The organism is Tropicimonas sp. S265A, assembly GCF_049800835.1.
In the GTDB taxonomy this organism is placed as follows: Bacteria; Pseudomonadota; Alphaproteobacteria; order Rhodobacterales; family Rhodobacteraceae; genus Dinoroseobacter.
The window spans coordinates 491,448-505,358 of the sequence record NZ_JBNAFU010000001.1; the positions used below are offsets into that span (position 1 = coordinate 491,448).

Sequence of the window (13,911 nt, forward strand, 5' to 3'; positions counted from 1 at the left end):
TCAGGCTCCAACTGCGGTGGACTGCCAGCGTGCGGGCACGCGGCCGAACATCTTTTCGACGTAGTCATATTGCGGGGCGAGCCGGTCTGCCGCGAGGGCGCGGCGGGCGACATCAAGCGGAAGTGCGGGGCCCGCATGCACACGGCGCTCCAGCGGGGCGGGATGATCCGACACCCCGAGAAACGCACAGATGCGCCGCGCTGTTTCCTGCGAGAAAAGCTCTTCGTAAAAGGTGATCAGACGGCCGGCGTCCGGAACGGCGCGGGTCAACCGACCCAGCGCGCCCGCGTAATCGCAACGCTCGGAAACGGCCTGTTCTTCACCGCGCGCCCAACGGTCGAAGATCCAGTTGGCGCGGTCGGCGACGTCTGCGTCCGACCCGCCCTTCCAGCCCGCCATCATGCGGATGTTCGACCACAGCCGGTCGATCGGGTCGCGCAGAATGTAGATGAACCGTGTTGCCGGCGCGAGGCCCGCCATCATCTTCAGCCGCGCCTCGGACAACAGCGCATAAGCCGGAGTGATATCGCCCACCACCTTTGCACCCCTGCGCCCTTTCTTGAGGAACGCGACATAGGCGCCTGCGGATTCTTCGCCGCGCCCCAGCAGCCCCAGGTAGCGGTCAATCTCGGCCACGTCTTCGCGCAGGGCGGCGGCCTTTGCGGCATCGGCACCCTGCATGCGGTCACGCAGACCGGCACGCTTCCGGCAGAGTTGATCAATGGTCTCCATCACCCGGCCATGGTCAAGAGCGTCGAAATAGTGCAGTTCCTTGTGGCGCCACAAATGCACCTCCGGGTGGCGTTCCAGATAGAACTGGAGCCAGCTCGTGCCCGCCTTCGTGGCACCGATCCCGAACAGGAGCGTCACGTCCGCCATTGATCAGCCCTTGGCCTCCGCCGGTTTCTCGTCGGTTTTCTCATCGCCGGGCAGGATGTATTCCGCCCCTTCCCACGGGCTCATGAAATCGAACTGGCGGTAGTCCTGTACGAGCTTGACCGGCTCATAGACCACGCGTTTCTTCTCTTCGTCGTAGCGCACTTCGGTGTAGCCAGTCGTGGGGAAGTCCTTGCGCAACGGATAGCCGCGAAAACCGTAATCGGTCAGGATGCGCCGCAGGTCCGGGTGGCCCGAGAACAGGATGCCGAACATGTCGAACACTTCGCGCTCGAACCAGTTGGCGCTGGGATGCTCGGACACGATGGAGGGAACAAATTCGTCCTCGCGCACCGGCACGCGCAGACGAATACGGTGGTTCTGGTACATCGACAGGAAGTGGTAGACGACATCGAACCGCTGCGGGCGGTCGGGGTAGTCGACCCCGGTGATGTCCACGAGGGTCGAAAACGCGCACCGTGCGTCAGACTTGAGAAACGCCACGACCTGCAAGATCGAGTTGGGCGTCACCGTGACCGTCAACTCGCCGAACGCCACCTCTGTCGACACCACGCAATCGGGACGCTTCACTTCGATATAGGCGCCAAGTTCCTCAAGAGCTTCGCTCATCTGTCATCCTTTCCGTGCCCTAGCGGACCAGTGTGCCCGTGCGGCGAATTTTGCGCTGAAGCTGAAGGATGCCGTACAGCAACGCCTCCGCGGTCGGCGGGCAGCCGGGCACGTAGATGTCGACCGGCACGATCCGGTCGCAGCCGCGCACGACGCTGTAGGAATAGTGGTAGTAGCCGCCGCCATTGGCGCAGGATCCCATCGAGATCACGTAACGCGGCTCCGGCATCTGGTCGTAGACCTTGCGCAACGCGGGGGCCATCTTGTTGGTCAGCGTGCCGGCAACGATCATCACGTCCGACTGGCGCGGGGAGGCGCGCGGCGCGATCCCGAAGCGCTCAGCATCATAGCGCGGCATGGAGGTGTGCATCATCTCCACCGCGCAGCAGGCCAGACCGAACGTCATCCAGTGCAGCGAGCCGGTGCGCGCCCAATTGATGATGTCCTCGGTCGAGGTCAGCAGAAACCCCTTGTCCTGCAACTCGGCGTTGAGGGCCTGCGTGGCGTGCTCTTTATCGGGGCCCGCGTCGTTTGCCGCAGTGCTTACTCCCATTCCAGAGCTCCTTTTTTCCATTCATATGCGAACCCGATGGTCAGAACCGCGAGGAAGATCATCATCGACCAGAAGCCGACCATCGACATCTCCGGGAAGGCCACGGCCCAAGGGAACAGGAACGCGATCTCCAGGTCGAAAATGATGAACAGGATCGCCACAAGGTAGAAGCGGACATCGAATTTCATCCGTGCGTCGTCGAAAGCGTTGAACCCGCATTCGTAGGCGCTGACCTTCTCTGGGTCCGGGTTGCGCACCGCAACGACGACCGCTGCGAGGATCAGAACCAGCCCCAAGCCTATGGCAATGGCCAGAAAAACAAGGATCGGAAGGTATTCTCGTAGCAGATCGTCCACCTGGGGCTCCTTCCCTGGGATCGGGGGCGCCACCCCGGTCCACCGGGGGATGCGCACGGGGTCGTTTGCGGGGTGGTCTACCGCTGCATTCCGGGTCGGTCAACACAACCACCCTGCGGCAAACACGCCATATTCTGCATGAGTTTATCGCCCTCAGCCGCGACCACCAGAGACGGGGTGACGCAGTGCAGGCAAGCCAGACTCATGGCCGCTCTGCTAGAGCATACCCTAGAACCTGAATTTACCACATATCTTTTCTGCTAAGCTTTCAACACGCGGTCGTGCAACGCAGGCAGGCGGAGGAAATCGGGGGCTGCGGGTACGGAACTGGAGCAGCTTGGGTGACCAGCGCCCCGTGCGGACACAGCTTTGGGACCGGCACCGGGACCGGGCGTATCGGGCACGTCCGGTCGCTCGGTTCGAAAAATCAGTTGGTCGGCGCGTTCGCGCCAGCCGTCGCACCGGCCGCCGCCCCAAGAAGCGTTGCGGCGGTCCTGCCGCTGCCGCCGCCGATCTGGTTGCCAGCGGCTGCGCCAACAAGCGCCCCGGTCGCAGCGTTGATGTTTTGGTTGTCGGTGCACCCTGCTAGCGCGCCTGCGCCCAGCAAGGCTGTGGCGACACATATCGCTCTTCCAAATTTCATCTTTTGTGTCCTTCCATGCCTGTGCCTGATTTTATCGTCAGGTCATGCCCGAGTTAATATCGCTTCGAATAGGACGCGCAACCCCGGCAGCAACTACCCCCAGGGCGGCGATCGTTTCTCGAAGAAAGCCGCGATGCCCTGGGCGGCTTCCTCCCCTTCCCATTGGGCGACCAGCGCCTCGACGCTCGCGTCGACCTCGGCGGCGGTAGGGGCCTTGCCCAGCCGAGCCACTAGGGCCTTGGCCGCAGCCACCGCCCCCGGCGCTGCACTCAGGTAAGGGGCAACCTCGGCCTCGACCTCGGCGTCCAACAGGTCCGGCGAAACGGCTTTGGCCAGTAACCCGAGCCTTACGCCCTCCTCCGCGTCGAAGATGCGCCCGGAAAAGAAGACGCGCCGTACCATCGCCGCCCCCATGCGCGCCACAACGTATGGCCCTATGGTGGCCGGGATCAGACCAAGCCGGACCTCGGTCAGCCCCAGCTTTGCGCCCGTGACCCCGATCGCGACATCGCAAACCGACATCAGACCAATCCCTCCGCCGAACGCCTGGCCCTGCACCCGCCCGATCAGAGGCTTCGGCATCGCATCAAGCGCACCCAGCATCTCCGCCAGGCGCCGCGCTTCCCGAGCACGGGTGGGACCATCGGCAGATATCTGCGCCCGCATCCAGTCCAGATCACCGCCCGCGCAGAACGACCGACCGGCCCCCGTCAAGACCACGACACGCACCGCTGGGTCCATGCCCAGGTCGTGCGCGGCCTGCGTCAGCTCGGCAATCATTTCCGCAGACATCGCATTGTGCTTGTCGGGCCGCTGAAGCGTGAGCGTCGCAACGCCCCTCGCATCAATCGAGAGATCAAGCGTGTTCATGTGTGCGACCCTCCCCTTTGCGCAGCGCGCGCGCCATGTCTGCAGCCAGCGCCACCTTGTCCGGGTCAAGTCCGGTCTCGCCCCCCCGCGCGGTCACGAACTCCATCACCGCTTCGGTCGCAACATTGCCCGCCGCCCCCGGTGCATAGGGGCATCCGCCCAAGCCCCCGACCGAGGCGTCGAACACGCGCAGCCCGGCCTGCAGCGCCACGTCGATATTGTCGAGCGCCCGCCCTGCCGTGTCGTGGAAATGTCCCGCAAGACTGTCGGCTGGCACGACATCGCAAACGGCCCCGAGCATCGCAGCAACGGCCTCCGGCCTCGCCTTTCCCAAGGTCTCGCCGAGGGACACCTCGTAGCATCCAAGCGCATGCAAGCGGGCGGCCACATCCGCCACGGTGTCGGGGGGCGTCGCACCGTCAAACGGGCAATCGGTGACACAGGAGACATAGCCGCGCACCCGCAGGCCCGCCGCCTGCGCGCCGGCGACAACCGGCGCGAAGCGCGCAAAGCTTTCTTCAATCGTGCAGTTCAGATTGGCTTTGGAGAACCCCTCCGAAGCACTTGCGAACACGGCAATCTCGTCGGGCTTCGCGGCAATGGCCCGCTCCAGCCCCCTTTCATTAGGCACCAGCGCGGCGTAGGACACGCCCGGAGCGCGGGTGATCCCGCCCAGAACCTCGGCCCCGTCCGCCATCTGGGGCACCCATTTCGGGCTGACGAAGCTGGCCACTTCGATCCGCCGAAACCCCGCTGCGCTGAGCGCATCGATCAACGCGATCTTGTCCTGCGTGGGAATGATCCGCGCTTCGTTCTGCAAGCCGTCGCGGGGGCCGACTTCGAAAATCTCCACCCGGTCGGTCATTGCCACGCCCGCCAGTCATAGAAGGCCTGGTCGTAAATCCCCTGCCCCGGCGCGGGCAGAGACGCGATAAAGGCAGGCCGTGCGACCATGCGCGCATACCATTCCGCCACCGCCGGATAGTCATCGAGCGCTGCAAAATGCGTCCCCATGTAGATCGCCTGTCCCAGACCGATATCCGCCGCCGAGAAGCCGCCCTGCAAAATGTAGCGTTCCGCAAACCCCTTGGTGAGCTTGGCCTCCACCGCCGCGTAGCATTTGGCCAGCCGTTTGGCCTCCAGCTTCATGATTACGGGAGAGCGCATCTCGTCCTGGAAAAGCATCACATGCTGCTGCGTCAGTGCGGCGACATGCACGCTGAGGGTTTCGGCAAAATGCACCCAGGTCAGCCATTCCATCCGTTCGGTACTGCCCGGCGCCCGGCCCAGCCCGTCAGGCGAAAACCGCTCGCAAAGGTACTCCGCAATCGCGCCGGTCTCGAACATCACCTCCCCGTCGATCTCCAGCGCGGGCACCCGCCCGACCGGCGACATGGCAAGGTACTCGGGCCGTTGCAGCGTTGCATCGAAGGGATAGGTCAGCACCTCAAATGGGACGTCAAGTTCATGCAGAAGCCAGAGCGTCCGCATGGATCGCGTCTGCGGGCTGTGATGCAAGCGGATCATGCCGGGACCTTCTCCGGGTCTTCGAGGCGCACCAGCGCGGCGCCCGCCTCCACCTGCGCGCCCGCAGCCACCAGAACCTCCGCCACGATGCCATCACGACCCGCAGTCAGAGTGTGTTCCATCTTCATCGCCTCCAGAATTGCCAGCCTGTCCCCCCGGGCCACGGCGTCTCCGGACCTGACGAACAAGGCCTTGACGACGCCCGGCATGGGCGCTTCGATGGCCGCCGCACCGCCCGTCTCCGCCCCGCTGCGATCCAGCGGATCGGGCAGATCGAACGTATAGGTGTTGCCCCAGAAAACCGACAGGGTCGCGCCATGTCTTGCCGCCTCGGCAGACACCGGAGCACCATCGATGCGCCACGTACCGCCCGCCTTCGTGATGTCATGTGTCGCCTCACCGATGCAGACGCAGTAGGAACCGGGCCGCGTTACATGCAGGCGTGCAGCGACCACGTCACCCCCGGATCGCAGGACCACATCCCGGTCCAGCGGCGCCCAGAGCGCAAAGCCCTGATCAGGCGGCACTTCAGCGTCGAGGCCCGCGGCGTAGACACAGGCCAACGCCTTGGTGCGGGTGCACGGCGCGGGCATGTGGGACAGTGCGGGCAAGTCCCGATCGATCAAGCCTGTATCGACCTGCCCTGCCGCGAACTCGGGATGCGCGGCAAGGGCGCGCAGGAATGCGATGTTGGTCACGCTACCGGCCACTTGTGTTTGGGCAAGGGCGGCTTCCAGCTTGCGCAGGGCAATGGCGCGCGTGGGTCCGTGCACCGTGAGCTTGGCAATCATCGGATCATACCAGGGGGAGATCGTATCCCCTGCACGGACGCCAGTATCGGCCCGCGCGTCATCGGGGAACCTCACATGGGTCAACGTGCCCGTGGCCGGGAGGAACCCTTTCGGGACGTCCTCGGCGTAAATCCGTGCCTCGAACGCATGCCCCGCAAGCGTCAGGTCCTGCTGGGCCAGCGGCACCGGGTCCCCTGCGGCCACCCGCAACTGCCATTCGACCAGATCAATGCCCGTGATCGCCTCCGTCACAGGGTGTTCGACCTGAAGACGCGTGTTCATTTCCATAAACCAGAACCCGTCGGGGCGCAGCCCATCGCTGGCATCCACGATGAACTCCACCGTGCCCGCGCCAGCGTACCCGATGGCTTCGGCGGCGCGGGTGGCCGCGGCCCCCATCGCCGCGCGCATCTCGGGGGTCATGCCGGGGGCGGGTGCCTCCTCGATCACCTTCTGGTGGCGGCGCTGCAGGGAACAGTCCCGCTCGAACAGATGCACGGCTTGCGTGCCATCGCCGAACACCTGCACTTCGATATGGCGGGGGGTGGAGATGTATTTCTCGATCAGCACCGCATCATTGCCAAAGGCGCCAAGGGCTTCGGCCTTGGCACTTTCGAGCGCGGAGAGGAACATCTCCGGCGTCGCGACCTGGCGCATGCCCTTGCCGCCCCCGCCTGCCACGGCCTTGATCAGCACCGGGTACCCGATGCGCGCGGCCTCCACCTCCAGGTGACCCGGTTCCTGATCGGCCCCGTGATAGCCCGGCACCACGGGCACGCCCGCCTCCGCCATCAGGCGCTTTGCGGCGTCCTTCAGCCCCATCGCACGAATGGCCTGCGCCGAGGGGCCAATGAAGGTCAGACCCGCCGCCTCCACCGCCTCGACGAAATCCGGGTTCTCAGACAGAAAGCCATAGCCTGGATGAATGGCCTGCGCGCCTGTGGACTGCGCGGCGGCGATGATGGCCTCGGCCTTGAGGTAACTCTCCGACGGTGCGGCTCCGCCAAGCGACACGGCCTCATCCGCCATTGCCACATGCCGCGCCAGCGCATCCACGTCCGAATGGACAGCGACCGTCCGCACGCCAAGACGGCGCGCGGTATCGATCACGCGGCACGCGATCTCGCCCCGGTTGGCGATCAGGATCTTGTCAAACATGGCGCTCCCCCTTGTCGCGGCATGCCGGCTGGCGTGCCCCCCACCCCCGCGTCGGGGCCGCATCGGTCACTTGCCGGAATGTAACACTTGCGCAACAGGCCACGCGGCTTCGGTCTTTCAAAATGCGAAAGGCCGAAAAACACGTTATAGGTGTAGAAAATAATAATCTATTCCGTGAAGGTTGAGCAGCATGACAAAACCCTTCGCAATCAACGTGGCGGCGACCATGACGGCCCTGGGCATTACCGCCGGAACGGCGGCACACGCCGCCAATTTCGGGCCTGCTGCGGGCATCGCCGCTGGCTCGACCGTCACGTTCAATGTGACCGTTCCGACCGGCGACACGGGCGATCGGACGCTGACCGTCAACTACGCCGGCGATATCGGGTCCGCCTCCACCGAAACGATCGAGTTGCGCGTGGACGGTAATGTTGTTGCCACATTGACCGGCACATCCGACTGCGACGTCACCTCGACCCAGACCATCACCTTGCCTGCCTCGCTCTATGATGCAGCCGCGGCGGATGGCAATGTGGAGCTTGTGTTCGATGCGACCGCGCAGGTGCAACCCAATTGCGGCGACGGGTTCGGCCCCTATGCCGCTCCGTTCACGGCCTTCAACAACATCGCATTCTCGCCGATCTCGTCCTTTGTCGTGGCCGGGACGCTGGCTTTGCCGGTGGTCGTTCCCCCAACGGCCCCGCCGTCTTCCGGGGGCGGCGACAGCGAGGGCGGCGCCCCCCCTGCCCCCTCTGCGGCGATAGCGATCCAGCAACAGGAAACGGTCGCGGCCCTGCGCGGCACCGGCACCCTGATCAACGCTCCCAACATCACCCGCCGCATCGATCGGCTCGAGGGCGGAGACGGTGCCACAAGCCGTGGGCTCTCGTTCGAGGGTATGAGCCTGTTTACCGACACGCCGATGCAGCTGGATGTTGGGCGCAACCAGCTCAGCTTTGCGGGCACTGCCGCGCGCTCGGTCTGGGTCGAAGGCAGCGTCGTCGGGATCGATGACAGTGTCAGCAATGACCAGACCTTCGGAATCCTGCACGCCGGGATCGACAGACAGCTCTTCCCCGGGATGCTGGTGGGTATCAGCCTGCAATTCGATCGCCTGGAGACCACCGAGGCCGCAACGGGCGATACATTCGACGGGACCGGCTGGTTGGCCGGGCCCTACGTCACCGCGCGCCTCGCCCCGAACCTTGTCTTTGACGGACGCCTGGCGCTGGGGCGGGTCGACACCGATGTGGACCTCACCAGCGGCGGAACCGACAGTTTCAGCTCGGACCGGCAGCTTGCCCAGATCGCGGTCGTCGGAGATCACAGCTACGCGGATTTCGTCATCGCACCCCGTGCTGAACTCGGCTGGTACCGTGAGACGTCTGATGCCTACACCTCCGGTGTGTTCGGACTGGTCGGCGAAAGCGAGATCGAACTGGGCCAGGCGGTTTTGGGCGGGCGCGTATCGCGCGAAACGGGTTTCGGCGGCGGCAGCTTCGTCCCTTACGTCGATCTGAGCACGATCTACACCTATTACGGAACCGGGACGATGACCGCAGGTTCCTTCGGCGAAGCCATCGAAGGTTGGAGCGGCCGCCTTGGGCTGGGCGCGCAATACACCAGCAACGGTGGCAGCATCTGGTCGTTTGAAACCGGCCTGACGGATGCCAGCAACGGCGCATCGGCCACCAGCCTGATGTTCGATGTGACGATCCCGTTCTGAGACGAGGCCTCGCGGAAGCTGCGTGGAAGAAGGTGTCATGCGCCCACCCGTCACATCCGAAACACGCCAAAGCGCGTGTCCTCTATCGGGGCATTCAGCGCCGCCAACAGGCTGAGGCTCAGGACCTGACGCGACTTGCGCGGATCGATGATCCCGTCATCCCAAAGCCGCGCGGAGGCGTAGAGCGGATGGCTCTGTTCCTCGAACATCTCGATCGTGGGGCGTTTGAACGCGGCTTCTTCCTCTGCGCTCCATGTGCCGCCCTTGCGCTCGATCGCGTCGCGCTTGACGGTGGCCAGCACGCCTGCGGCCTGCGCGCCGCCCATCACCGAGATGCGCGCATTGGGCCATGACCACATGAACCTCGGCTGATAGGCGCGCCCGGCCATGCCATAATTCCCGGCCCCGAACGATCCGCCCACGACCATGGTGACCTTGGGCACCGAGGTCGTCGCCACCGCCGTCACCATCTTGGCCCCGTGCCGCGCGATGCCCTCGTTCTCGTACTTGCGGCCCACCATGAACCCGGTGATGTTCTGCAGGAACACGAGCGGGATCTTGCGCTGGCTGCACAGTTCCACGAAATGCGCACCTTTCTGCGCAGCCTCGGAAAACAGAACGCCATTGTTGGCGATCAGACCCACGGGGCATCCTTCGATATGGGCAAATCCGGTCACCAGGGTCTCGCCGAACCGCGGCTTGAACTCGTCAAGGCGCGAGCCATCCACGATACGCGCGATCACTTCGCGGATGTCGTAGGGCGTCGACAGGCTCGCAGGCACAAGATCCAGCAATTCGTCCGGGTCATAGGCCGGAGGCTCTGGTGCCTGCATGTCAACGCTGGCCTGACGGGTGCGGTTCAGCGACCCGACCGCCCGCCGGGCGAGCGCCAGCGCATGGGCATCGTCTTCGGCCAGATAATCCGCCACCCCTGACAGGCGCGTATGCACATCGCCGCCGCCCAGATCCTCAGCCGTCACAACCTCGCCAGTGGCAGCCTTGACCAACGGGGGGCCAGCCAGAAAAATCGTGCCCTGATCCTTCACGATGATCGTGACATCTGACATCGCCGGAACATAGGCCCCGCCTGCCGTGCACGACCCCATCACCACCGCGATCTGCGGGATGCCCTTGGCGCTCATCCGGGCCTGATTGTAGAAGATGCGCCCGAAGTGATCGCGATCGGGGAACACCTCGTCCTGATTGGGCAGGTTCGCCCCGCCGCTGTCGACCAGATAGATGCAGGGCAGGCTGCATTCCTCGGCGATTTCCTGGGCGCGCAAGTGCTTCTTGACCGTGATCGGGTAATAGGTGCCGCCTTTGACGGTGGCATCGTTGCACACGACCATCACGTCCTGCCCCATGACCCGCCCGACGCCAGCGATGGCCCCGCCACATGGTGCCGCACCATCATAAAGCCCATGTCCCGCCGTCGCACCGACCTCCAGAAACGGCGATCCGGGATCGAGCAGGTTGGCGACCCGGTCCCGTGGCAGCATCTTGCCGCGCGACTTATGCCGTGCGCGCGCCGCGGCACCCCCACCTGCTGCGGCCTGTGCGGCGGCCTCGGCCACCAAGGCCAACGCGTCAAGATGTGCGGCCCGGTTCGCTCGGGTCTCCTCGGTGCCGAGAACCACGTTCGACTTCAGTTGCACGGGGCGCCTCCTTGGCGTGTTCGCGGGCGTGTTGCGGCTTGTGGCACCGGAAAAGACAATGCTAGAGCCGCTGCAGACCGCTCGGATAGGACCCCTTTACATTGCGCCGACTTGCCCTTTGCACCGCGACTTGCGTCCTGCTGACGGCCCCGGTCCATGCACAATCTGCCGGCGAGTGGTATGGCGGCCTTGGCGTCAGCGCCGTCGTGCCCAGCACGGGCGAGGTCACATTCGGGCCGGTCGCGGTCGAACTCGATTTCGACGCCGGTCTGGCGCTGACCTTGGAATACATGCTCACCGACCGCATCGGGATCGAGGGGTATCTCTCGGGCAGCGACCTGCTTGGCGATGTTGACTGGCTCCCCCCGGTCCTTGGCCTGACCTATCACTTCGACAGCGTCGGCAGCCTCCGGCCCTTTGTCGGTGCTGGCATCAACTATGCCTATATCTCGACAGCGGGCGCACCGTTCGGGCTTGTCGACATCGACGACAATTTCGGCATCGCTTTGCAACTGGGGGCCGACCTCGCCCTGTCTGACCGCAACTTCCTGCGGTTCTCGGCGCGGTATGTCGAGATGGACTTCGACGTTGACCTGATCGACACCGGTATCGGCACGGCCGAGATTGATCCGGTCATTCTGAGTGTGTCTTTGATGCGACGGTTCTGATCGCGCGGGCGGGCGGCGCCGATCTTGCGTCGCGCAGCGCAAGCCCGAATAACGAACCCGCCGCAAAATCATTTGATTACAGTCAACTACGCCCGCTTGCGGTCGGTTTTTCCGGACACTCCTCATGCCCGTCCCCCCAACTCTTGTTGCGGTGCGGCGAAAAGGTCGCACGAGGGTCTGTTACAAATTTGATGCATGTCAAGGAGAGCACGCGATGAAAGGCGCAGGAGAGGCAGGAACGAAACCCGAGGAACACTCAAATGAAAAAAGTCCTTCTCTCCACGGTCGCTGCCGCCACTCTCATCGCCGCTCCCGCGGTTGCGCAAGAGGCAGGCGACTACATGTTCGGTTTCGGTGTCGGATACGTTGATCCCACTGATGACAACCTTGACCTTGGCGGCGGCACCTTCCTGCAGGTTGACAGCGGCGTCGCGCTGACTTTCACGGCCGAATACTACTACACCGACAACATCGCGATCGAGTTGCTGCTGGCCACGCCGTTCAACCACGACATCTCCGTCGATGGCGCCGGCAAGGTGGGGGAAACCGATCACCTGCCGCCCACCCTGTCGGTGAACTACCACTTCAATGATTTCGGCGCGTTCCGCCCCTTCGTCGGTGTCGGCATCAACTACACGAACTTCTTCCAGGAAAAGTCCGATCTGGGCGTTCTTGAACTGGATGACAGCTGGGGCCTCGCCTTCACGGTTGGCGCCGAGTACGACATCTCCGACAACGGCGCCCTGCGCTTCGATGTCCGCTACATCGACATCGACACGGACGCGACGCTGGACGGCGCCGATCTCGGCACGGTCGAGATTGATCCGCTGGTCTTCAGCGCGGCCTATGTCTGGAAATTCTGAGACACAGCTGGCCTGACCAGTCCCGGGCGCGCCTATCCGGCGCGCCTTTTCATTTGTCGGCAGGGCAACATGCATGTCTCAGGCCTCCGGTCGGGCGGCGCGGTCGCGCCCGGTAAATGCCAGACTGCCATCGCGCCGGATGTAATAGTCCCAACTGCTGTCGCCGCCTTCGGGGCTGCATCTCACCACAACCCAGACCCCCGGATCGCTGCCGGGTACTGCCGCGCAATCGGTCAGCGCCGCGGTTCCAGCCGCTTCCAGCCGCGCGTGGTCCTGCAGATACCGCTCGGCGTAAAACGAAATCACCGCACTCTCATCCAGATTGGCCTGCCGCAATCCCAGACGGATCCCGTTGGCCGCAACGATCAGGACAAGTATGCCCACGGGCAAGAACCATATCCATCGCGGCCAGCGCATCGCCTAGGCCATCGCCGCCATCATCTCACGCCCGACAAGCATCCGGCGGATCTCGGACGTGCCGGCCCCGATCTCCATCAACTTGGCATCGCGGAACATCCGCGCCACGGGGTTGTCATTCAGGAACCCGGCCCCGCCCATGGCCTGCACCGCCTGATGCGCGACATTCATCCCCTCCTCCGAGGCATAGAGCACGCACGCCGCCGCATCCTGCCGCGTCACCTCCCCGCGGTCACAGGCCTTGGCCACCTCATAGGCATAGGCGCGCGCGGAATTCATCGAGGTATACATGTCCGCAATCTTGCCCTGCATAAGCTGGAAATGCCCGATGGACTGCCCGAACTGCTTGCGCTCCACCATGTACGGCATCACCACGTCGAGGCACCCGGCCATGATCCCGATATTGACGCCCGAGAGCACCACGCGCTCGTAGTCGAGGCCGGACATCAGCACCGCAACACCGCGCCCCTCCTCCCCCAGCACGTTCTCGAACGGCACCTCGACATCCTCAAAGATCAGCTCTGCGGTGTTCGACCCGCGCATGCCGAGCTTGTCGAAATGGGCCGAGGTGGAAAAGCCCGTCATCTCCTTCTCGATGATGAAGGCGGTAATGCCCTTGGACCCTGCCTCCGGATCGGTCTTGGCGTAGACCACCAATGTGTCGGCATCCGGCCCGTTGGTGATCCAGTATTTCGTTCCGTTCAGACGGTAGTGGTCGTTGCGTTTTTCGGCCCGCAGTTTCATGCCCACCACGTCCGACCCGGCGGAGGCCTCGGACATGGCCAGCGCGCCGATATGCGTGCCGGAGACAAGGCGCGGCAGGTACTTCGCCTTTTGTTCGGGCGTTCCGTTCAGCTTGATCTGGTTCACGCACAGGTTCGAATGCGCCCCGTAACTCAACCCGATCGAAGCGGATGCGCGGGAAATCTCCTCTACCGCGATGGTGTGAGCAAGATATCCCATGCCTGCCCCGCCATACTCTTCGTCGACGGTAATGCCCAGCAGACCAAGCTCCCCCATCTCCGGCCAGAGCGCGTTCGGGAACGCGTTGTCCGTGTCGGTCGTTGCGGCAAGCGGCTGTACGCGGCCCTGTGCCCAGCGATGGACCATGTCACGCAGGGCCTCGACATCCTCGCCAAGATCGAAACGCATGGATGCGGTGAACATAGGCGCTCGCT

Annotated in this window: 15 protein-coding genes; 3 read left to right on the forward strand and 12 right to left on the reverse strand. The window is 64.2% G+C overall.

Annotation, left to right across the window (positions count from 1 at the left end; translation table 11 throughout):
• From ACP15N_RS02450 to ACP15N_RS02490, 9 genes are all read right to left on the reverse strand, one after another.
• Nucleotides 1-879, reverse strand: coding sequence for a sulfotransferase family protein (locus tag ACP15N_RS02450; protein ID WP_425090626.1), 879 nt, complete (start codon nucleotides 877-879; stop codon nucleotides 1-3).
• A 3-nt stretch (nucleotides 880-882) separates the two neighbouring features.
• On the reverse strand, nucleotides 883-1,506 hold the full coding sequence (locus ACP15N_RS02455) for an NADH-quinone oxidoreductase subunit C (protein WP_425090627.1): 624 nt from the start codon (nucleotides 1,504-1,506) through the stop codon (nucleotides 883-885).
• Between the two features lie 19 nt (nucleotides 1,507-1,525).
• Nucleotides 1,526-2,059, reverse strand: coding sequence for a NuoB/complex I 20 kDa subunit family protein (locus tag ACP15N_RS02460; RefSeq protein ID WP_425090628.1), 534 nt, complete (start codon nucleotides 2,057-2,059; stop codon nucleotides 1,526-1,528).
• Nucleotides 2,050-2,415 carry an NADH-quinone oxidoreductase subunit A gene (locus ACP15N_RS02465; RefSeq protein ID WP_425090629.1) on the reverse strand — a complete coding sequence of 122 codons (366 nt, stop codon included), beginning with the start codon at nucleotides 2,413-2,415 and terminating at the stop codon, nucleotides 2,050-2,052. The genes ACP15N_RS02460 and ACP15N_RS02465 overlap by 10 nt, the downstream gene beginning before the upstream one ends.
• A gap of 427 nt (nucleotides 2,416-2,842) precedes the next feature.
• A complete protein-coding gene (locus tag ACP15N_RS02470) occupies nucleotides 2,843-3,058 on the reverse strand; it encodes a glycine zipper 2TM domain-containing protein (RefSeq protein ID WP_425090630.1) in 216 nt (71 codons plus the stop codon).
• 93 nt (nucleotides 3,059-3,151) lie between these two features.
• Nucleotides 3,152-3,928, reverse strand: coding sequence for a crotonase/enoyl-CoA hydratase family protein (locus ACP15N_RS02475; RefSeq protein ID WP_425090631.1), 777 nt, complete (start codon nucleotides 3,926-3,928; stop codon nucleotides 3,152-3,154).
• Nucleotides 3,915-4,793, reverse strand: a complete 879-nt coding sequence (locus ACP15N_RS02480; protein ID WP_425090632.1) for a hydroxymethylglutaryl-CoA lyase — start codon at nucleotides 4,791-4,793, stop codon at nucleotides 3,915-3,917. The genes ACP15N_RS02475 and ACP15N_RS02480 overlap by 14 nt, the downstream gene beginning before the upstream one ends.
• On the reverse strand, nucleotides 4,790-5,455 hold the full coding sequence (locus tag ACP15N_RS02485; protein WP_425090633.1) for a glutathione S-transferase family protein: 666 nt from the start codon (nucleotides 5,453-5,455) through the stop codon (nucleotides 4,790-4,792). Before ACP15N_RS02485 ends, ACP15N_RS02480 begins: the two co-directional genes overlap by 4 nt.
• Nucleotides 5,452-7,404 (reverse strand): acetyl/propionyl/methylcrotonyl-CoA carboxylase subunit alpha, encoded by a 1,953-nt coding sequence (locus ACP15N_RS02490; protein WP_425090634.1) that lies wholly within the window; start codon nucleotides 7,402-7,404, stop codon nucleotides 5,452-5,454. The genes ACP15N_RS02485 and ACP15N_RS02490 overlap by 4 nt, the downstream gene beginning before the upstream one ends.
• A 190-nt stretch (nucleotides 7,405-7,594) precedes the next feature.
• Between ACP15N_RS02490 and ACP15N_RS02495 the strand changes: the two genes are divergently transcribed.
• On the forward strand, nucleotides 7,595-9,130 hold the full coding sequence (locus tag ACP15N_RS02495) for an autotransporter domain-containing protein (RefSeq protein ID WP_425090635.1): 1,536 nt from the start codon (nucleotides 7,595-7,597) through the stop codon (nucleotides 9,128-9,130).
• 50 nt (nucleotides 9,131-9,180) lie between these two features.
• Here the strand turns inward: ACP15N_RS02495 and ACP15N_RS02500 are convergent, their stop codons facing one another.
• Nucleotides 9,181-10,785: a carboxyl transferase domain-containing protein gene (locus ACP15N_RS02500; RefSeq protein WP_425090636.1), complete on the reverse strand. Its 1,605-nt coding sequence runs from the start codon at nucleotides 10,783-10,785 to the stop codon at nucleotides 9,181-9,183.
• A 101-nt stretch (nucleotides 10,786-10,886) separates the two neighbouring features.
• Here ACP15N_RS02500 and ACP15N_RS02505 point away from each other — a divergent pair, with 101 nt between their 5' ends.
• Nucleotides 10,887-11,453, forward strand: coding sequence for an OmpW/AlkL family protein (locus tag ACP15N_RS02505; RefSeq protein ID WP_425090637.1), 567 nt, complete (start codon nucleotides 10,887-10,889; stop codon nucleotides 11,451-11,453).
• A 260-nt stretch (nucleotides 11,454-11,713) separates the two neighbouring features.
• Nucleotides 11,714-12,316, forward strand: coding sequence for an OmpW/AlkL family protein (locus ACP15N_RS02510; protein WP_425090638.1), 603 nt, complete (start codon nucleotides 11,714-11,716; stop codon nucleotides 12,314-12,316).
• A gap of 78 nt (nucleotides 12,317-12,394) precedes the next feature.
• On the opposite strand, the gene ACP15N_RS02515 is transcribed toward ACP15N_RS02510, so the two are convergent.
• Complete coding sequence (locus ACP15N_RS02515) at nucleotides 12,395-12,706, reverse strand: hypothetical protein (RefSeq protein ID WP_425090639.1); 312 nt, start codon at nucleotides 12,704-12,706, stop codon at nucleotides 12,395-12,397.
• Between the two features lie 30 nt (nucleotides 12,707-12,736).
• Nucleotides 12,737-13,900 carry an isovaleryl-CoA dehydrogenase gene (locus ACP15N_RS02520; RefSeq protein ID WP_425090640.1) on the reverse strand — a complete coding sequence of 388 codons (1,164 nt, stop codon included), beginning with the start codon at nucleotides 13,898-13,900 and terminating at the stop codon, nucleotides 12,737-12,739.
• Between the last annotated feature and the right edge of the window lie 11 nt (nucleotides 13,901-13,911).